We start from the raw sequence: 19,239 nt of genomic DNA, 5'->3' as shown, positions 1-19,239 counted from the left end.
GGCTACATAATAGTCTCAAAAATAGCCGAAACCCAGCGCCGATGCGGGTTCCGGCTATTTGGGAAGTCAAAGTTCGGTTTAACGTCTTTAACTACACGCCCCCTGTAGTGGCATTTTCCAGCGTCGGTTACAAGGACACGGTGCGCAATGTGGAGGCCACCGGCGACTTCGTGTGGAATCTGGTGACGCGCCCACTGGCCGAACGCATGAACCTCACCAGCGCCGGCGTTGCGCCCGACATCGACGAATTCGGCCTGGCGGGCCTGACGCCAACGCCATCGCGCCTGGTGTCGGCAGCTCGCGTAGCGGAAAGCCCAGTGTCATTTGAATGCCGCGTGACCAAAATCATGCAGCTGGCCAAGGCGGACGGCGCCCTGCTCGAGACGTGGATGGTACTTGGCGAGGTCGTTGGCGTGCATATTGACCAGGCCTTTCTGCAGGACGGCGTCTATGACACTGCCGCCGCCCGCCCCATTCTGCGCGGTGGCGGCCCAGCCGACTACTATGAAATCAGCAAGTCGACCTTGTTCCAAATGCGCCGACCGGGCTAAGCCCTGGCCCTGCCTTCAGTTGGCAGAGCGATGCAACTGGATCAGCAACTTCAGCGTGGCGCGCAATTCGTCGGCCTTCTTCTTGCCGAGCGGTGCCAGCACCTCGGCCTCATGGAGGAGGGCCTGTGCGATCAAGTCAGAGGTCAGCTTCTGGCCGCGCGGCGTGATGCGCACCAGCGTGATGCGCCGGTCGGTCTCATGCGGAATGCGCTTCACGTAGCCCTGCGCTTCCATGCGGTCGAGCAGCCGCGTCACAGTGGGCTGCTTGGTTACCGATATCTGCGCCAGTTCCCCGATGCTGATTGACTTGCCGCCCGACAGGGTTGCCAGGACGCGCCAGTCTGAGATGGTGAAGCCGTTGGCCTGCACGATCGCGTGGAATTCTCCCGAGATAAGTTGGCTGGCTTGGGCCAGCAGCCCTGGCGTGTAGTTATCGACAAAGTCGTCTTCGGCGGTATCGCTGCGGGAGTTCATGCGGTACGGTGGTCGGTTGGACGGCCTCGTTGGCCGGGCAAAAAATAGAACATACCACGGCAGGGCACTTGGGCCTCAGCAAGCAGTCCGCGCACATGGTCTGGCTCTTGCTCCCCGCAGAAACTTTAGGTACAAAATAAATGGATTGCGCAGGCATCTCGCCGCGCATGCGAGCCTGACGCGCTGCAATCCTCGAGGAATGAGACGATGCAGACCGCCCCCCAATCTTCACCGGAAATGCCGCTCACCCCAAGTGCCGAAAATGACACGTTACGGGGTCTGCTCACTCAGTATCCTTTGTTCCGCTCGCAAGACGTTGAGGAGACGCAGGGCAAGATAGCAGCAGTGTTTTGCCCGCACGAACTGCGTGTTGTTGGCGCAGCGCAGCATTTGCACGTGCAGCACAACCTGGTAAAGCTGCATGACACTGCCATCAATTTCCTTGCATATGGCGCGGATGTCCAGATCGATCCGGGCCGGCTAGGCAACTTCTACCTGGCTCAGATTCCTGTCGCAGGCCACGCAGACATCCAGTGCGGCGCGCAGAGCCTAGTTTCTGACCTCAAAACAGCCAGCTTGCTCAGCCCGGACACACCAACTCGAATGCACTGGCACCAGGACTGTGCGCAGGTGTTGCTCTGGATAAAGAAGTCGGCCATGGAGCACCGCTTCGCCTTGTTGACGGGGTGCGACCCAGACGGTCCCCTTGCGTTCGATCCGTCGCTGCCCCAACACGCAGGTCTTTCCAGCCCCTGGACACAGGCTGTACTCGACCTTGCAAGGAATATCGATCAGCACGGTACCCACTGGCTCCAATTTCCCGCGGCGGTGGCGTCGATGGAGGATTATCTCTTGCGGACTCTGCTGCTGCTTCAGCCGCACACCTATACCTATCTCCTGGCACGCAGCGCGGAACCCGCCAGGCCGCGTCATATGCAGCGGGTAATCGACTACGTCCACGCGAATGCAGACACACCGCTGACCGTCGCAGATCTGGCGAAAATCGCGTGCGTCAGTGTCCGGGCGCTGGAGGAAGGTTTCCGGCGCCACCTCAATACAACGCCGGTTGGGTACCTGCGCGACGTCAGGCTGGACAGCGTGCGACAAGCACTGATCGCCGCTGCGGGAGCCGAGCATGCCTCCATCACGGATATTGCATATCGGTTTGGGTTTACGCATCTCGGCCGGTTTGCAGCCTACTACAAGAAGCGCTTCGGCGTTTCTCCCTCAGCAACGTTGCGTGGCGACGCGACGGAACGCCATTTCAGCGATACCGGGCGTTGAGGGGCCTCGGGCTCTCTAGCCTCACTCTGGACCAGCCGCCCTTCGGCGCCTTTCAGTCGTTGATACAACAATAAAGCTGCGCAGCCGCTCGCCGCCCCTTTCAGCCGAGCCATCCAGCAAGGCTGCGCCCCTCTTTCTGCCCGCATTACCGCCCGCATTTCCTGCTACCACCAAAGGCTCGCAATCCGGATATTGGCCGGCGGATTCTGGATAGCAGCGCCGTCATTGCTAAACCAAACTACCTCCCACATGGCTACATGCAAGCCAGGACAATAAGCGGAGACAGACATGCAAGGCATTGAAGGCAAGACGGCCGTCGTGACCGGTGGCGCAACGATGATTGGCGAGGCGGTGGTGTCAGCCCTCATCTCGGCAGGCGCGAACGTCGTTGTCGTTGACATCGACCAACAAGGCGGTCGCCAGATCGCGGAACGCCATCCGGCGCGTTGCCGCTATGTGGCCGTGGACGTGACCAGCGACGCCGACATCGCAACCTGTATCGCCCAAACCGTCGATGCATTTCGTGGCATCGATTTGCTCATCAACTGCGCCTGCACTTATGTGGACAATGGCGCCGATTCCACCCGCGAGCAGTGGCTGGAATCCTACAACGTCAATGTCGTCGGCGCGGCGATGATGCTCAAGGCATGCGTGCCAGAGATGAAAAAGCGCGGCGGCGGCGCCGTCGTCAACTTTGCCTCGATCTCGGCCGGCGTGGCGCAGGCGGGGCGCTGGCTGTACCCGATTACCAAGGCCGCGATGCAGCAGTTCACGCGCAGTGCGGCGCTTGACCTGGCCCCTGACAACATTCGCGTGAACTCCGTCTCGCCGGGATGGACGTGGTCTTCGGTCATCAGCGCGCTCAGCGGCGGCGACAAGGCCAAGGCCGACACTGTTGCCGCCGACTTCCATCCGCTCGGACGCCTCGGCAAGCCCGAGGAAATCGCTCAAGTTGTCCTCTTCCTCTTGTCCGATGCCGCTGCGTTCGTCACCGGCACCGACTACGCGTGTGACGGGGGCTATGGCGCATTGGGCCCCGAAGGTCGGCAGGCAGCCATCCAGCGCCTCATGGCGTAACACCGTCCGATCCATCGCGGCGCCGGCAACCCAGCCGATTCTGCGCCCTGCGCCAGACACATAGAAGAGACCCCCACTGGAGAGACACATGACAACCCATTCCATTGCCAAGATCACGCCCCGCAAGATTGCCATTGTCGGCGCAGGCCAGGCCGGCCTGTTGCTCGGGTGCGCCTTGCTCCAGCAAGGCTACGAGGTCACGCTGGTGACCAACCGCACCGCAGAAGAAGTCTGGAGCGGCAAGGTGATGTCGTCCCAATGCATCTTCGACCAGGCACTCCAGATCGAGCGCAATTTCGGGATGAATCAATGGGAATCGCAGTGCCCCAACGTGAATGGTATTGGCCTGACCATCCCGACGCCCGACGGCAAGGGCGAGATGGCCATCCATTGGCGGGCTCGCCTGAATGCCTCTGCGCAGTCGGTGGACCAGCGTGTCAAGATGCCCGGATGGATGGCGGAGTTTGAAACCCGCGGCGGCAATCTCCGCATCGAGAACGTCGAGATTCCCCAGCTTGAAGCATTGACCGAAAGCCATGACCTGGTCCTGTTGGCAGGCGGCAAGGGCGAGATCGTCAACCTGCTGACCCGCAATGATGCGCGCTCTCCCGTTCGCCATCCGCAACGCCAACTGGCACTTGCCTACGTGACGGGGATGGAGCGCAGCGGTCCGTTTGAATGCGTCAATTTCAACCTGATTCCCGGTGTCGGCGAGTATTTCGTCTTTCCGGCCCTGACCACCAAGGGCAGCAACGAAACGCAAGCCTGCGACATCATGGTCTTCGAAGCCATCCCCGGCGGCCCGATGGACCGTTGGGCTGATGTCAAATCAGCCGACCAGCACCTGGACGTCTGCCTGGGTATCCTGCGCGATTACCTCCCTTGGGAAATCGAGCGGTGCGCCAATGTCCAACTCACCGATGCGAACGGCATCCTGAGCGGACGTGTCACGCCGACCGTGCGCAACCCCACCCTTACGCTGCCCTCCGGTCGGGCTGTGATGGGTCTGGGCGACGCCGTCATGGTCAACGACCCGATCACCGGTCAAGGCTCAAACAACGCCACCAAGGGCGCCCTTCACTATTTCGATGCCATCCTGCGTCACGGTGACAAGCCGTTCGACAAGGCATGGATGCAAGCGACCTTCGACGGCCTTTACGAAGGCTACGCCGAGCCGGTGATCCGCTGGACGAACTCGTTGCTGTTCCCGCCGCCGGAACACATCGTCAGGCTGTTGGCCACAGCGCAGCACGCACCGCGTGTCGCCCAGCGCATCGCCAACGGCTTCAATGACCCTCGCGACTATGGCAGCTACTGGTTCGACGAGGAAGCCACCGACGCCTGGATCGCACAAGAGTCCCGGACCCGGGCCGCCTGAAGACATCACAGCCCCATCAGAACAAGTCGCCTGCCTGCTCCGTCATCGGTGCAGCAGGCACAGGAGACAACCATGACCGACGCCCGCGAGTTTCGGAATGCCCTCGGCCGCTTTGCTACTGGCGTAGCCATCGTCACAACCCGCACCGCCGATGGCGAACCATGGGGCGTGACTGTCAATAGTTTCAGCTCGGTATCGCTAGAGCCGCGACTGGTGCTGTGGAGCCTCGCAAAGAAATCCTACAGCCTTGAGGCATTCCAGAAGACCGGTAGTTTCGTGATCCACGTCCTGGCTTCCGACCAGGAAGACGTCTCGAACCGCTTTGCGCGGGGCGCGGACGGCAAGTTCGTCGGCATCTCTTGCACGGATGGCCTCGAAGGCTCCCCTGTTCTGCCGGGGTGCGCGGCGGTCTTCCAATGCCGCAATGCCCAGCAGTACGATGGCGGCGACCACGTCATTTTCATTGGCGAGGTCCATCATTTCGACACATCGGACCGTGAATCCCTGCTCTTCTATAAGGGCGGGTATGCCCGCGCTGCCAATGCGCTCACCGACCTCGCAGAGTTGATCCGCAGCGAGTACGTCGCAGCGACCTGAATGCCGCACGCGGCCCGGCGTCCATGACCCCATCCAGGCCAACGCCGCCGCCAAACGCATTGCCCCTTCTTGTCCTTGCCCCCGGGATAATCCATGAGTACCTATGACGCCGTTATTGTCGGCAGTGGCATCAATTCGCTTGTCTGCGCTGCCGTCCTCGCCCGGCGTGGCAAGCGCGTCTGCGTGCTGGAACGCAACAGCACGCTGGGCGGATGCATTCGCACCGAGTCCCTCAACGCACCGGGCTACCTGCACGACACGCTATCCACGGCACACCCGCTCTTTGTCACCTCACCCGGCTATGCGGAACTGAAGGACGATCTCCATCAGGCAGGACTCCGCTACCGCAATAACGACACGCCCACAGGCGTATTGCTGCCCGACAATCGTTCGCTGATCCTGGCCACCTCCCGCGAGCGCAATGTCAGCGCATTCAATGCGCTGGCAAGCGGCGACGGCGATGCCTATATGGCCGCCATGCAGGAGGTCGAGCAGAATGCCGGGCTGGTGTTCTCGCTGCTAGGCAACGAGCTTTGGAGCGCTGGTGTGGCAAGGACGGTGGCTGGCCGCCTGTGGAAACAAGGTGTGCATGACACTGTCGCCTTCTTCTCCCCTGCGCTGATGAGTTGCCGGAGTTGGCTGGAGACCCGCGTCAAATCCGACCTGGTCCGGGCGCTGCTGGCACCTTGGGTATTGCATACCGGCCTTGGCCCGGAGAGCGCCATGTCTGCGCTAATGGGCAAAGTGGTCGCGTTCAGCCTGGAGGCCGTCGGACTGCCAATCGTCCAGGGCGGCAATGCCCGGACGGTCGACGCATTTCGCCGGATCATCGAAAGCCGGGGCGGTGCGTTCCATGTCAATGCCGATGTCGAGGATATCCTGGTCCTCGGCGGCGCGGCTCGGGGCGTAAGGACGCGGGACAATCGCGTAATCACGGGCAAGGAAATTATCTGCAACGTCACACCCGGGCAGCTCTACGGCAAGTTGCTGGCCGCTGAACACGTTCCGGCTGGCCTGCGGCAACAGGCTGCAGAGTACCGCTATGGCAAGGGCAATATGCAGATTCACTTGTCGCTGTCAGCCCCGCCGGACTGGCCCCAGGAGCATCTGCGGGACGTCATCTACCTGCACCTTACTGCGGGTCTGGACGGCGTCTCCAGGGCGGTCAGCGAAGCAGAGCGCGGACTGCTTCCAGCCGAAGGCACGATTTGCGTTGCCCAGCCTTGCGCGGTTGACCCGTCCAGGAGCCCGGCTGGTGGCTGGGTACTCTGGATCCAGGTCCCCGAGTGCCCGCGAAGTATCAAAGGCGATGCCTTGGGAGAAATCCCCGCCCCCGCTGACGGCCGCTGGACGCCAGAAGTAAGAGAGCGCTACGCCGACCGCATCATCGACCGCATTGCGCTCCAGGCTCCAAACCTGAAGGCGAGCATCGTCGGGCGGACGGTACTGTCACCGGCGGACCTCGAAGCGATGAACATCAATCTCGTCGGCGGCGATCCATATTCCGGTGAATGCAGCATCGACCAGTTCATGTTCTGGCGGCCACTTCCGGGCGTCAAGGATCACGCAACGCCGGTCAAGCACCTCCACCATATCGGCGCCTCCACGCATCCAGGGCCCGGTCTTGGCGGCACATCTGGTTACCACGTCGCCAATGCCCTTGCACGGAAGCGGGCGAAATCAAACTGAAAGTGAAAAGATCTGACAGGAGACAACCATGAGCAATAGCCTTTCCCAGTTTGCAGCCGACCTTCTGTCTGGCCGCATCCGTGTGGTCGACCTGACCCAAACGCTGAGTCCCGAGTTTCCGACCATCTCGCTCCCGCCCGAGATGGGCCAGACCTGGCCCTTCCGGCAAGAGACCATCTCCCGCTATGACGAGCGGGGCCCGAACTGGTACTGGAACAACTTTTCATGCGGCGAACATACCGGCACGCATTTCGACGCACCCGTCCATTGGATATCCGGCAAGGATCTGCCGGACAATACGACCGACACCATCCCTGCCGATAAATTCTTCGCCAACGCCTGCGTCATCGACTGCTCCAGCGAGACCGCAGAGGACCCGGATTACCTGCTCACTGTCGACGCCGTCAAGGCTTGGGAAGCCCGGCATGGACGCATCCCGCCCCGCTCGTGGGTGCTGATGCGTACTGACTGGTCCAAGCGCACCGATCCCGAGGCGTACCTAAATGCGCGCGAGGATGGCATGCACACACCTGGCCCCGACCAGGGAGTCGTCCAGTGGATGATCGAAGAGCGCGATGTCCATGGATTCGGTGTCGAGGCAATCGGCACCGACGCGGGCCAATCCTATGGCTGGGAGTTGCCGTTCCCGTGCCATTACTTGATGCATGGCAACAACCGCTACGGTCTGCAATGCCTGACCAACCTCGACCAGCTTCCCCCGCAGGGCGCACTGATTGTCGCTGCCCCGCTGAAGATCAAAGATGGCTCTGGCAGTCCGCTACGCGTCCTTGCCTTGATTCCCGGCTGACATCATCCACTCGCCCATAACTACAAAAGGAGGAGAACGAATTGAAGAAACGAGGCATCGCGGCCATACTGGCCGGTTTGCTTGCGCTAGTCGGCAACGAAACCTTCGCCAAGGAAGGTGCAGACCAGTATCCAAATGGCGCCGAAAGCTGGATGTCGGGAGCATTGCCGCCTCCCGGCACATACTTTCTGAACTACACCGGCTATTACGGTGGCAAGCTCAAGGACGGCAACGGCGACAACGCCAGCATTGGAGGGAATCCCGCCAAGGTGGACGCCTGGTTTGACGCACTGCGTCTCGTCAAGGTAACGGACGTGACGATCTTCGGCGCGAGCTGGGGCATGCAGGCAATCGTCCCGCTGGTCTATCAATCGATGAATCTCCCTCAGTTGGGCGGCCGGCGCAGCGCCACCGGCCTGGGCGACATCTCGATCGACCCGATTGTCCTCGGCTGGCATGGAGCCAACTGGCATGTCACGACTGGCCTGGACATCTACCTGCCAACGGGACGATACGACCAGAACGATCCCAGAACCAGCATCGGCGCGAATTACTGGGCCTTCGAGCCGGTCGCTGCGTTTACTTGGCTGGGCCAGAGCGGCTGGGAAGTCTCCGCCAAGTTCATGTACAACATCAAGGGCAAGAACAAGGATTCCAACTTTGGCGGCATGACTGGAAACTATCAGTCGGGGCAGGAGTTGCACGTGGACTATGCCTTTGGCAAGCATATTGGCCCGTGGACTGTCGGCTTGAGCGGCTATTATCTGAAGCAAGTCACGGACGACAAGTTCAATGGCGCTGTGGTACCGGAGGTGCCTGGCGTGTGGAGCCGGGGTCGGCGGGGCGAAGTGTTCGCCATTGGCCCTAGTGTCTCCTATACGAATGCCAAGGGCACCAGCTTCGTCGCCCAATGGCAGCATGAAGCGTATGCCGAGAACCGGTTTGGCGGCGACAAGTTCTGGTTCAAGGTGGTTACAGCGTTCTAACGATTGGGGTCCGCGGGAGCGGACCCCGCAAGATAGAAGACGGCGGTACCTGGTGGGCCGACTTGGCTGTAAGCGCCGCCCCCTGCGCGCGCTGAGAAGACTCGGCTCGACGCTTGATATCCGTACGGCGAACAACCTGCCACCTCAACGGCGTGCTGATCAAGCCGGGTTATGCTCCAATGGGAGGCGGCCCTGTATGTCTTCGGCGTCAGCCAGCAGGCTGGTCTCACGATACGAGGGGCGAAAGAGGTGAAGCATGGCTATCATCAGTCGCCAACGGTTCTCCAACTTCCCATTCCGGGTGCGCGACGTGACGCTCTCCGCGAGTGACGATTTCGATACCCAAAGGAACAAGCTCGCACGCATCATGCTGGACGCGATGTACCAGTTCGTCGGTCTGCTGGATGTCGACGGCAGGATGCTCGAGATTAACCGCGCAGCGCTCGAAGGGATCGGCATCCGGATGGACGATATTCGGGGAAAGCCATTCTGGGAGGCTCGCTGGTGGGTCATCTCGCAGGAGAGTCAGGCCTTGCTGCAAGCGCTAATCCGGCGCGCAAGCCAAGGCGAATTCGTCCGCTGCGACTTCGAAGTCTACGGCCAAGCGAGGGGCAAAGAGACAATCATTGTCGATTTTTCGCTCTTGCCTATCCGGGATTCGAATGGCAACGTTGTGTTTCTGCTTCCTGAAGGCCGCAATATCACGGAGAAGAAGCACGCAGAAGCCGCACTTGCCCAGAAGAATGAGGAACTGCAGGCAAGCTGGGAGTTGATTCGGAGGCAACGCGACGAACTCCAGAGCCTCTACGATAAGCTCATAACGGAGCAGAAATTGTCGGAGCGGCTGCTGCTCAATCTGCTGCCCTACCCAATCGCCGAGCGGCTGAAGACGCGTCCTGACCTGGTCGCCAACAGTATTCCGGAAATTATCGCTGACAGCTTTCCCGAAGTAACGGTTCTGTTCGCGGATATCGTCGCCTTCACAAAGTTTTCGGCCGACATGAGCCCCGAGCAGCTGGTTGCCGTCCTCAATGAGATTTTTTGCGAGTTTGACATCATTGCGGACTACCGCGGCCTCGAAAAGATCAAGACCATCGGCGATGCCTATATGGCCGCCGCAGGGTTGCCTGAACCCGTAGCCGACCATGCAGTGCGAGCAGCGCAGATGGCGTTGGACATGGTCGACGCGCTCTCGCACTTCAACCAGCGCAGTGGCTACAACCTGCAGATGCGCATTGGCATCAATAGTGGGCCAGTGGTTGCTGGCGTCATCGGCAAGCGCAAGTTCATTTACGACTTGTGGGGAGCTGCGGTCAATACCGCCAGTCGGATGGAGTCCCACGGTGTCGCCGGACGGGTACAGGTGACGGATGCGACTCGGCGACAACTGGATGAGCTTTTCCTTTTTGAAGAGCGCGGGATAATCGAGGCAAAGGGGGTTGGCACACTACACACGTGGTTCCTCACAGGCCGGAAAAAATGCCACTGAGGAAAAACAGGTCATGCCGCGTGCCGCGCAACGACTGACCGAAGAAGATTGGGCAGAAGTCTCGGACACCGTTCCGGATGGCGCCGATCCCCTGTTGGGAGACGATGCACAAGAGCGTTGCGCAACGTTGCGCAAACAGGATCGCGAGCGCCTGACAGGCGCTACACCTCTTTGGTGTCGAAGACCAGAAGATCCACGCCCGCCTGTGCAAAATTCGCCAGGTCGGCGGCGGCCGCGGCACCCTCTGGCGAAGCGAGAGCCTGTTGCAGTGCGCCGAGGGAATCGAAGGTCAGCAACGCTACCAGATGGAAAGGTGATTGCCCGGCTGGCGTCTCCACTGGACTGCTGCTGACCTCGTAAGCTTGCAAGCCGGGCATTTTCCTGGCAATCGGAATGTGTTTCGAGAAATAGTGCGAGTCAAACGCTGCCTTGTCGGCAGGCATTTTGTACAGTGCGACAAGCTTTGCCATGTTGTTCTTCCGGTTGGTCAGGCGTAGGGACGGATCGAAATGGCTGCGCGCCAAGGCGTGCCCTCGATCCGATCGATAAGTCGATCCGGTTCTTTGCAGAACCGGCCCGGCTCACTTGCGACCTGCCCTGCTTGCGTGCAGCGCCTATTTGGCGTGCAGGATAACGGTTCCTTCGGAGATAGTCGGCGCGCTTGCCCCCGTAGCGGCTGCGTTCTCGGCAATCCAGTCCCTGGCCTTCTTGACGCTTTCATCCACGCCGGCCTTGTCATTGCAGGTCGTGACGGAGAATCCGCCATCGGTGGTTCGCACCAGCGTATAGCTGACAAAGCCTTGAACCGAGCGCATCAGCGATTCGACTTCTGGCGTGCGCTTTTCCAGCAGGTCAAACAGCGCCTTGGCCCCGCTTCCGGCATAAGTCCTGACAACAGTGTGCATGATCCGTCCCTCCATAGAATGACCCCGGATTTCGCGAAGCCGCGCAGAGAAGGAGGTGATGGAACCAGTTTAGGTGTGACGAGAGCCTTTACAAAAAGATGGTCGGGCCTCCGAGTGGGCCGTTAAATCGGAAGGTGGCGCCGGCAGGCAGCAGCGATTCACCTCCATGGACCACGCGATTGCCACCGGCCTCGAGAAGGCCAGGCGTGCAAGGGTGGAACTGCTCATCCACGGCGGGACCGCCAAATCGTTGAGCGAAGCTCTTTTGGCAACGATCCGCGCGACGTCGAGGGTTGATTTGCTGCCCTCCCTCCGCGCGCCCTTTGCGGGTTGCGAATGATTTTCGCGAGCGCCAGGGATCAGCAACCGCATCGGGCGCTGAAGCGCGACCGCTTCGTCCGCATTGATCCTTCCCTTGACGCTGGTCAGGGAAGCCGTCGAGCGGATCATGCCTGTCGGTCGTCTGCGCTATGTCGGTTTCTCGCATTTCGAGGCTGACGAATGCGGCGCGCTCAATCAGTCGAACGCGACCAGCCTTTGGCGTAAGTTGACTGGTGGCGCTGCATGACGAAGTGAACGGCGACGACAGCTTGTGTCGCGCGAGGGCCGGTGGTTCGTGAGTGAGGGGGCGGCGCCGTAGCGACTCAGCCCTCGGCCGCTCTTTCAGGCGTTTTCCCGACATAACGCCCTCTCGGACGTATCACTTGCCCCACCCCCAACTGCTCCAGGCTATGCGCCAGCAGTCCGATGCTCCGCGCCGTGGCGAACATGCCAAAGGCTGCGTCGCCAGGTAGTCCGTAGTGGGTAACCAGCGCCGCCAGGGCAACATCGATATTGGGTTGCAAACCGGTCAGGCGAGTCGCCTTCTCGATAAAACGGGCGATGACTTCCGGGGGATCGAACAGTGCCAGCAACGCGGCCGCGCGCGGATCGCCTTCGGGATAGAGGTGATGCCCGAAGCCTGCCAATGGCAAGCCAGCGGACAGATGGTGGGCGATCACCTGGTCCTCGCCCTGTCGGTCCAGTTCATTGAACAGCGCCTTCACGCGGCCTGAGGCGTCGCCATGCAGCGGACCGGACAATGTGGTCAGGCCGGACAGAAGGCAGGCCGGCAGGGACGCTCCGGTAGACGCGGCGATGCGCGCGGCAAAGGCGGAGCTCGTCAGCTCGTGGTCTACCAGAAGCACCATTGCGGTACGCAGGAGATCCGCCACGTGAGGGGATTGCTTCCATCCTTGCGCAAAGCGCAAGTGCAACGGCTGCTGTCCCGCATGCGCGCCGAAGCTATTGGCCAGTTGGCCTACCAGGCTTTGGCATTCGTAGTGCAGGACGCGGGTCATGCGCCCATGGGTGGAGTGGCCTGTGGCGGCCAGCTCGGCCAGGGCCATGAACGCCGCAACACGCCCCGGCTTGCCGCAGCGGGCAGTCGATGAAAAGTCGACGGGTTGCTCGGCGTTCCAGAGCAAGCGCGCAACGTCTTCCAGACTGGCCGAGCCGGCCAGCATCACTGCGTCCTGACCGCGGTAGTACAGCCGCTCCCGCACAAAGGTGGAGAGCGCAGTGGGGATGCTGGGCTCCGCCCCGAACAGCGTATTGGTTGCGAGCGTCTCAAACTTGCGCCCGGCCTGCTTGCGCCTGGCCAGGTTCGCCACGTCTTCGGCGCGATACAGGCTGCGCCGTGTGTCCGCGGGGTCGGATGTGACTTCCAGCTTGCCGCGGCTGACGTAGGCATAGATCGTCTGCGGCCTGACGCCAAGGCGTTTGCACGCCTCCTCCATCGATATCCAGGATCCCATGATGATGTGGTTGGGCAAATTTATATTGATTTTATATATCAAGATTGCCGCCACAATCAACTTATACGTACCATGCAGTCAACCTTTCCCTACCTTTGTCAACCTGACTGCATCCGGACATGAAGCCACAGATCCTGCAACTCAATCCCATCCTGATCCCGGCGGCCAATGACGAACTCGCCACACGCTATCGGGTTCACAAATTCTTCGAGATCGCGGATCAGGGCGCGTGGCTGCGGGAGCATGGCGCGGCCATCGAGGCCGTCATCACCGGCGGGCACACCGGGATCTCGCGCGCGATGCTGGAACAGTTGCCGGCGCTGAAGGTGGTGGCCGTCAATGGCGTCGGGACGGATGCGGTGGATCTTGCCTACTGCCGTGAACGCGGCCTGCCCGTCACCGCCACCCTGGGTGCGCTGACAGAAGACGTGGCAGACCTGGCCATCGGCCTGCTGATCGCGGCCTGCCGCAACATCTGCGCCGGCGACCGCTTTGTGCGCGATGGCCAATGGGAGCTGCACCCCCAGCCCAGCGCCATCCCGCTCGCCCGGCGATTCAGCGGCATGCGCGTCGGTATCGTAGGCATGGGGCGAGTCGGCCGCGCGGTCGCAACGCGGGCCGCTGCCTTTGGCTGCGACATCCGCTACACGGACCTGCACCGCATGGACGACGTGCCCTATGCGTTCGTGGCAGATCTGCGCCAGCTTGCGCACGACAGCGATGCACTGGTGCTGTGCGCGGCTGCCGACAAGGCCGAAGGCATCGTCGATGCCGCGGTGCTGGACGCACTCGGCCCCCGCGGCTATCTCGTCAACGTGGCGCGTGGCCGGCTGGTCAACGAGGCGGATCTCGCCGAAGCCGTCGCCGCCGCCCGGATCGCGGGCGCCGCGCTGGACGTATTCGTAGACGAGCCTCGCGTTCCCCTGACGCTACGCCAGTCCGACCGCACGACACTGCAGGCCCACCGCGCCAGCGCCACCTGGGAAACCCGTACCGCCATGGCGCAGATGGTGCTCGACAGCGTCGCCCAGGCGCTGGCCGGCAACCGCCCCGTCATGAGCCTGACTACCTGAGCGCGGGCCCATCCCTGACACCGGAATTGACCGGCTTCATTTTCCCACCATCGCCACGCTTGCCCTCCCCGTCTCACGGGCGCGCGGCGCCGTTTCTCACCTGATTTTCGTTCGCCCCTCATTGCAGGAGACCGTCCTTGAACGCTTCCCGAAAGATCGCCCTGGTTACGGGCGCTGGCAGCGGCGTTGGCCGCCTTACCGCGCTTGGCTTGCTCGACGACGGCTGGACGGTCGTGCTGGCCGGCCGTCGCGCCGCCCCCTTGCAAGCGCTGGCCGCCGAAGCCGCCGCGCGCGGCCAGACCGCGGTGGCCATGCCCGCGGACGTGACCGACCCGCAGCGCGTGCAGGCCTTGTTCGACGCGATCGAACGCGAGTTCGGGCGACTGGACCTGCTTTTCAATAATGCGGGTGTGAATGCGCCGGCTGTGCCGATGGACGAGCTGCCGCTGGACAACTGGTTCAACGTCATCAATACCAATGTCACCGGCGTCTATCTCTGCGCGCGTGCGGCCTTCGGACTCATGCGCCGTCAATCGCCGCAGGGCGGGCGCATCATCAATAACGGCTCCATCTCGGCGCATACGCCGCGTCCCTTCACGGCGCCCTATACCGCCAGCAAGCACGCCGTCACCGGCCTCACCAAGGCACTGGCGCTGGACGGGCGCGCCGTCAACATCGTTGCCAGCCAGATTGACATCGGCAACGCATTGACCGACCTGTCCGAGCGCATGACGCGCGGCGTCTTGCAGGCCAACGGAACGATCGCACCCGAGCCCATGATGGACGCCAGCCACGTCGCCAATGCCGTGCGTCATATGGCCTCGCTGCCACTGGACGCCAACGTGCTGACCATGACCGTCATGGCCAGTGCCATGCCCTTCGCCGGGCGCGGCTGACATGGATCCGCACCCTTGCACGCGTTGCAAAGGCGTGCATCCCCAGAGTTGACACGAGTTAACCAGAAACAAACGGAGACAACGATGCAGTTCACTACCCTGATCAAGACCTTGGTCGTCCCCGCCGCGCTGCTCATCGCACCCGGCCTGGCATCGGCACAGAATTACCCCGCGCGACCCGTCACCATCATCGTCCCCGCGCCGGCGGGGGGTGGCATCGACCTGATCGCCCGGGTCGTCGGCGAAAAGCTTTCAGTCAGGCTTGGCCAACCGTTCATCGTCGAGAACCGTCCGGGTGCGTCCAACAACCTGGGCACCGCGGTGCTGGCCAACGCCAGGCCCGATGGATATACCATCGGCATCGTGGGCGGCAGCCACAACATCAACAAATTCCTGTTCAGGAACCTGGGGTGGGATCCGCAAAAGAGCTTCGAGCCCATCGTCTACACCCATGAGATCCCGCTGGTGTTTGCGGTCTACCCGAAACTCCCGGTCAAGACGGTACCTGAGCTGGTCACCTGGATGAAGGCGAATCCGGGCGAGGCCAAGGTTGCCACTTCCGGCCGCGGCAGCGCGCAGGAAATGGCCGCCGAAATGTTCCGCATGGTAAGCGGCGCGCCCGTGCTGCTGGTGCCATACAAAGGGTCGTCCGCCGCCCATCCCGACCTGATCGCCGGACGGACCACGCTCTACATCGATACCATCAGCGCCATCCAGGAGCAGGTCAAGTCGGGCAACGTCCGTGCCATCGCGGTATCCACCCACAGCCGCTCCAAGGCCCTGCCCAATGTGGCAACTGCCGAAGAGCAAGGCCTCAAGGGCTATGACGCCAATACCAACGGCGGCTTCCTGGCCCCCGCGGGAACACCCAGGGAGATCGTTGCCAGGCTCAATACCGAGATCAATGCCGCGCTGAACTTGCCCGAGGTGCGCGCCAAGCTGGAAGCGGCAGGAATCGAGGTCAAGGGCGGCACGTCACAGGAATACGCGGCCTTGATCAAGTCTGACCTGGCAAAGTGGGGGAAAGTCATCAAGGAAGCGGGAATCCAGCCGGAATAGTGGTCGCGCTGGAAACAGGGTAGCTGGAAGCGTGTCACTCATCCTGCTTGCCACGCGTTGCGACATGCAACGTCGCCGACGCGTGGCCGGCGAAGAAGGGCTGCGCGGTGCACGTTTCGCAGCAGAGTGTTTCAGTGCGGTCACTGGCCGGAAAATCTGGCCGGCCTGCGCTCGATGAAATGCGCAACCCCCTCTGTAAAGTCCTCGCTCTGGATGCTTTCGAACATCTCGGCATTGGCAACCCGCGTGGCCTCGGCCAATGACTGGAACGGTTGCTCCCACAGTTGCCGCTTCATCACGCGGATGGATCGGGGCGAAACGTTCTCGGCGAGGTCGTCGGCATAGTCAAGCGTCGTCGCCATGAGTGTGTCCGCATCGACCACACGGTCGACCAGGCCAATCCGCAGCGCCTCGTCGGCCGGAACCTTGCGTGCCGAGTACAGCAGATCGGCAGCATGACCTGGGCCAACCACGCGTGGCAGCAGCCAGGAGATACCGTGCTCGGCAATCAGCCCCCGACGCGCGAACGCGGTGCTGAACGCGGCCCGGGCGCTGGCGAAGCGCATGTCGCTGTACAGCGCGAACACCAGGCCCAGACCCGCCGCGGCACCATTGATTGCCGCGATCACGGGCTTGCGCATGGCCGGGAAATAGCCATAGCGTGTCTGGTAGTCGGCGCGCCGGTTCATGTCGAACGGGCGCATCCACTGGGCGGCGCGGATGTCGCCCGGCGGCAGCACTTCCAGTTCGTTGATGTCCATGCCGGCGCAGAAGCCCTTGCCGGCGCCGGTCAGCACCACCACGCGGACGTTGTCGTCGCGATCGACGGCCTCCATGGCATCGCGCAATTCGGCCTCCATGACCTTGGTCAGCGCGTTGAGCTTGTCCGGCCGGTTCATGGTGACCACGGCGATGCGCTCGCTTTTTCCTGCGCGAGCAACGGTGACCTGACTGTACATAGTGCGATTCCTTTTGATGTCTTGGCTAGTCTTGACTAAGGGAGCTGAACCGATCTCGGCTCCAGGAACTCTTCCAGCCCATGGACGCCGCCTTCGCGCCCGACGCCGGACAGGCCGAAGCCGCCAAACGGTGCGGCGGGATTGAAGCGGGCGCCATTGACGTCCACCTGCCCTGCCCGCAGCGCGTTGGCGATCACCTCGCCGGCGCTGTCATCGGCAGCCCAGACCGTGGCAGCCAGTCCGTAGCGCGTGCCATTGGCCAGGGCGATCGCCTCGTCGACGCTGTCGTAGCACAGCACCGCCAGCACCGGCCCGAAGACCTCCTCTTGCGCCAGCCGGCTGTCGGGTGCGACGTTGCCGTAGATGGTCGGCGCGACGAAATAGCCGGTCGCTGGTACTGGCGCGTCGGCACCGCCGGCGATCCGGTCGAAGCCCGCCTCTTCCGCTGTGGCGATATGCGCCTGCACGCGCTGGCGCTGCAGCGCCGACAGCAAGGGGCCGACCCGCGTTTCGCCATCGGCGGGATCCCCCAGGGTCATCGCTGCCGCGGCCTCCGCCAGCAGTTGCCGGCAGCGCGGGTAGTCGTCGCGTGCAACGATCAGCCGGGTGGTCGCGCTGCAGGTCTGCCCCGAATTGAGGAAGCAGGAACCGACCGTCGCCCTGACCGCCCTGGCGAGATCGGCACCCGGCAGCACGACGGCCGCCGACTTCCCGCCGAGTTCCATCGACACGCGCTTCATGTCGCCCGCCGCCTGCGCGGCGACCTTGCGGCCCACTGCCGTGGAGCCGGTGAACGACACCATCTGGATATCGGGATGCGAGACCAGCGCCTCGCCGACCGCCGCACCTCCCAGTACGAGGTTAAGGACGCCCGGCGGCAGCTTCGCCTGTTCGCACGCGGCCATCAGCCGTTCCGTGGCGGCAGGCGCCAGTTCGGACGGCTTCAGCACCACCGTGCAGCCGGCCAGCAGCGCGGGCGCCAGCTTGGCCGTGATCTGGTGCAACGGGTAGTTCCACGGCGTGATGGCGGCCACCACGCCGACCGGCACCAGCGTCACCCGGGAATTGCCGATCGTGCGGACGAAATCGAACGTGTCGGCCAGCGCCGCCGTGGCGCGCCAGGCCGCGATCGGCGCATCGACCTGGATACGACGCGACAGCTTCAGCGGCATGCCGACTTCACGCGAGATCTCATGGGCGAGTTCCGCTGCGCAACCTTCCAGCGCATCGGCAAGCGCATGCAGATACGGCGCCCGCCCGGCTGCGCCCAGGGCCTGCCATGCTGGCTGCGCCCGCACGGCCGCCGCCACGGCGTCGGCCACATCGTCCGCGGTGCCCAGGCCGACCTCGGCCAACGGGGCTTCGGTCGCCGAATCGTAGACGCGGATCGATTCGCCGCCTCGTATCGGGCGACGTGTGCCGTCTATGTAGTGTTGGGTCAATTCCTTCACTGCGACTCCCTTGTCTTGCGTTGATCGAGGAACGCTGCCATCACGCGCTGCGGTTCGCCGTCGGCATAGCATTCAAGTTGCGCCCGGATGCCGGCGACACAGGCCTCATCGAACCCCGGCTGCGTCATGGCACGAAAGCGCTGCCTGGACAGGCGCACGGCGGTCGGCGGCAGCGCCGCGAGCGACCTGGCCTGTGCCAGCGCCTGCGTCATCAGCTCGGCCTCGCCGCACAGCGCCGTCACCAGGCCGATGTCGAAGGCGCGCTGGCCACTGACCAGTTCGCCCGACAGCGACATCTGCACGTTATGGGTGTGCCCCACGTGCAGCGTCATCAGATAGGATCCGACGATGCTCGCCAGGCCTGCCTTGACCTCCGGCTGTCCCCAGCGGCTTTCAGCCGTGGTCAGGCGCCAGTCCGCGCACAGCGCCAGCTGAAAACCCGCGCCTGCCGCCACGCCCCGCACGGCGGCCACGCAAGGCTTGTCCAGGTCGCGCACGGCCTGGTACATCGCCCGTTGCCGGTTCAGCCAGGGCACGAGCTGCTGCCAGGTCACGGCAGCCGCCTCATCGAGGTCCTGCCCGGCGCAGAACGCCCGCTCGCCGGCGCCGGTCAGCACGACGGCGCGTACCGATGGTTCGGTGTTGAGCCGGCCCAGCGCTTCGATCAGCTCGCCGCGCAGCACGTCGTTGACCGCGTTCATGCGGCGCGGACGGTTCAGCGTGACGATGGCGATCTCGTCATCCTGTTCGACACGTATGGCTTCCAT

21 protein-coding genes are annotated in these 19,239 nt (G+C 62.8%); 14 read left to right on the top strand and 7 right to left on the bottom strand.

All coding sequences use genetic code 11. The annotated features are described in order from the left end of the window. A partial coding sequence (locus tag J8I34_RS24810; RefSeq protein WP_245176113.1) for a flavin reductase family protein occupies positions 1 to 551 on the top strand: 551 nt, incomplete at its 5' end. 15 nt (positions 552 to 566) lie between these two features. Here the strand turns inward: J8I34_RS24810 and J8I34_RS24805 are convergent. Continuing rightward, on the bottom strand, positions 567 to 1,025 hold the full coding sequence (locus J8I34_RS24805) for a MarR family winged helix-turn-helix transcriptional regulator (RefSeq protein ID WP_209775411.1): 459 nt from the start codon (positions 1,023 to 1,025) through the stop codon (positions 567 to 569). Positions 1,026 to 1,232: 207 nt separating this feature from the next. Here J8I34_RS24805 and J8I34_RS24800 point away from each other — a divergent pair, with 207 nt between their 5' ends. The 8 genes from J8I34_RS24800 to J8I34_RS24765 all read left to right on the top strand — a co-directional run bounded on the left by J8I34_RS24800 (position 1,233) and on the right by J8I34_RS24765 (position 10,333). Beyond that, positions 1,233 to 2,309 (top strand): AraC family transcriptional regulator, encoded by a 1,077-nt coding sequence (locus tag J8I34_RS24800; RefSeq protein WP_245176112.1) that lies wholly within the window; start codon positions 1,233 to 1,235, stop codon positions 2,307 to 2,309. A 288-nt stretch (positions 2,310 to 2,597) separates the two neighbouring features. Next, positions 2,598 to 3,386 carry an SDR family oxidoreductase gene (locus J8I34_RS24795; protein ID WP_209775412.1) on the top strand — a complete coding sequence of 263 codons (789 nt, stop codon included), beginning with the start codon at positions 2,598 to 2,600 and terminating at the stop codon, positions 3,384 to 3,386. 88 nt (positions 3,387 to 3,474) lie between these two features. Further along, positions 3,475 to 4,764 carry a styrene monooxygenase/indole monooxygenase family protein gene (locus J8I34_RS24790; protein ID WP_209775413.1) on the top strand — a complete coding sequence of 430 codons (1,290 nt, stop codon included), beginning with the start codon at positions 3,475 to 3,477 and terminating at the stop codon, positions 4,762 to 4,764. 72 nt (positions 4,765 to 4,836) lie between these two features. Beyond that, positions 4,837 to 5,361 (top strand): flavin reductase family protein, encoded by a 525-nt coding sequence (locus J8I34_RS24785; RefSeq protein ID WP_209775414.1) that lies wholly within the window; start codon positions 4,837 to 4,839, stop codon positions 5,359 to 5,361. Positions 5,362 to 5,454: 93 nt separating this feature from the next. Continuing rightward, positions 5,455 to 7,050 (top strand): phytoene desaturase family protein, encoded by a 1,596-nt coding sequence (locus J8I34_RS24780; protein WP_209807201.1) that lies wholly within the window; start codon positions 5,455 to 5,457, stop codon positions 7,048 to 7,050. A 28-nt stretch (positions 7,051 to 7,078) separates the two neighbouring features. After that, a complete protein-coding gene (locus J8I34_RS24775; protein WP_209807200.1) occupies positions 7,079 to 7,858 on the top strand; it encodes a cyclase family protein in 780 nt (259 codons plus the stop codon). A gap of 41 nt (positions 7,859 to 7,899) precedes the next feature. Then, positions 7,900 to 8,844, top strand: a complete 945-nt coding sequence (locus J8I34_RS24770; protein WP_245176111.1) for a SphA family protein — start codon at positions 7,900 to 7,902, stop codon at positions 8,842 to 8,844. 256 nt (positions 8,845 to 9,100) lie between these two features. Then, the gene (locus J8I34_RS24765; protein WP_209775417.1) at positions 9,101 to 10,333 is read left to right on the top strand and encodes an adenylate/guanylate cyclase domain-containing protein; all 1,233 of its coding nucleotides are present in this window, start codon (positions 9,101 to 9,103) and stop codon (positions 10,331 to 10,333) included. A 161-nt stretch (positions 10,334 to 10,494) separates the two neighbouring features. On the opposite strand, the gene J8I34_RS24760 is transcribed toward J8I34_RS24765, so the two are convergent. Continuing rightward, positions 10,495 to 10,803, bottom strand: a complete 309-nt coding sequence (locus J8I34_RS24760; RefSeq protein WP_029048027.1) for an EthD family reductase — start codon at positions 10,801 to 10,803, stop codon at positions 10,495 to 10,497. 144 nt (positions 10,804 to 10,947) lie between these two features. Further along, complete coding sequence (locus J8I34_RS24755) at positions 10,948 to 11,238, bottom strand: hypothetical protein (protein WP_209754315.1); 291 nt, start codon at positions 11,236 to 11,238, stop codon at positions 10,948 to 10,950. A gap of 166 nt (positions 11,239 to 11,404) precedes the next feature. Between J8I34_RS24755 and J8I34_RS24750 the strand changes: the two genes are divergently transcribed. Both J8I34_RS24750 and J8I34_RS35515 read left to right on the top strand, forming a co-directional pair. Then, entirely contained in the window at positions 11,405 to 11,578 is a 174-nt protein-coding gene (locus J8I34_RS24750; protein ID WP_348635777.1) for a hypothetical protein, read from the top strand. 75 nt (positions 11,579 to 11,653) lie between these two features. After that, on the top strand, positions 11,654 to 11,806 hold the full coding sequence (locus J8I34_RS35515; RefSeq protein ID WP_348635778.1) for a hypothetical protein: 153 nt from the start codon (positions 11,654 to 11,656) through the stop codon (positions 11,804 to 11,806). Positions 11,807 to 11,882: 76 nt separating this feature from the next. Here J8I34_RS35515 and J8I34_RS24740 read toward each other — a convergent pair whose 3' ends face one another. Next, on the bottom strand, positions 11,883 to 13,016 hold the full coding sequence (locus J8I34_RS24740) for a citrate/2-methylcitrate synthase (RefSeq protein WP_198030833.1): 1,134 nt from the start codon (positions 13,014 to 13,016) through the stop codon (positions 11,883 to 11,885). Positions 13,017 to 13,153: 137 nt separating this feature from the next. Here J8I34_RS24740 and J8I34_RS24735 point away from each other — a divergent pair, with 137 nt between their 5' ends. The 3 genes from J8I34_RS24735 (at position 13,154) to J8I34_RS24725 (ending at position 16,062) form a co-directional block, all read left to right on the top strand. After that, positions 13,154 to 14,107 carry a 2-hydroxyacid dehydrogenase gene (locus J8I34_RS24735; protein WP_209807199.1) on the top strand — a complete coding sequence of 318 codons (954 nt, stop codon included), beginning with the start codon at positions 13,154 to 13,156 and terminating at the stop codon, positions 14,105 to 14,107. Between the two features lie 137 nt (positions 14,108 to 14,244). Next, a complete protein-coding gene (locus J8I34_RS24730) occupies positions 14,245 to 15,003 on the top strand; it encodes an SDR family oxidoreductase (RefSeq protein WP_029048023.1) in 759 nt (252 codons plus the stop codon). 84 nt (positions 15,004 to 15,087) lie between these two features. Beyond that, positions 15,088 to 16,062 carry a Bug family tripartite tricarboxylate transporter substrate binding protein gene (locus tag J8I34_RS24725; RefSeq protein WP_209775419.1) on the top strand — a complete coding sequence of 325 codons (975 nt, stop codon included), beginning with the start codon at positions 15,088 to 15,090 and terminating at the stop codon, positions 16,060 to 16,062. A gap of 140 nt (positions 16,063 to 16,202) precedes the next feature. Here the strand turns inward: J8I34_RS24725 and J8I34_RS24720 are convergent, their stop codons facing one another. From J8I34_RS24720 to J8I34_RS24710, 3 genes are read right to left on the bottom strand one after another with little or no spacing between them, the layout of a single operon-like run. After that, positions 16,203 to 17,021 carry an enoyl-CoA hydratase gene (locus tag J8I34_RS24720; protein WP_209807198.1) on the bottom strand — a complete coding sequence of 273 codons (819 nt, stop codon included), beginning with the start codon at positions 17,019 to 17,021 and terminating at the stop codon, positions 16,203 to 16,205. Positions 17,022 to 17,056: 35 nt separating this feature from the next. Beyond that, a complete protein-coding gene (locus J8I34_RS24715) occupies positions 17,057 to 18,472 on the bottom strand; it encodes an aldehyde dehydrogenase family protein (RefSeq protein WP_348635779.1) in 1,416 nt (471 codons plus the stop codon). Next, positions 18,469 to 19,239, bottom strand: coding sequence for an enoyl-CoA hydratase/isomerase family protein (locus J8I34_RS24710; protein ID WP_209807196.1), 771 nt, complete (start codon positions 19,237 to 19,239; stop codon positions 18,469 to 18,471). The genes J8I34_RS24715 and J8I34_RS24710 overlap by 4 nt, the downstream gene beginning before the upstream one ends.

The organism is Cupriavidus phytohabitans (genome assembly GCF_017815025.1).
Lineage (GTDB): Bacteria > Pseudomonadota > Gammaproteobacteria > Burkholderiales > Burkholderiaceae > Cupriavidus.
This window is presented reverse-complemented; position numbering and strand designations above follow the sequence as displayed.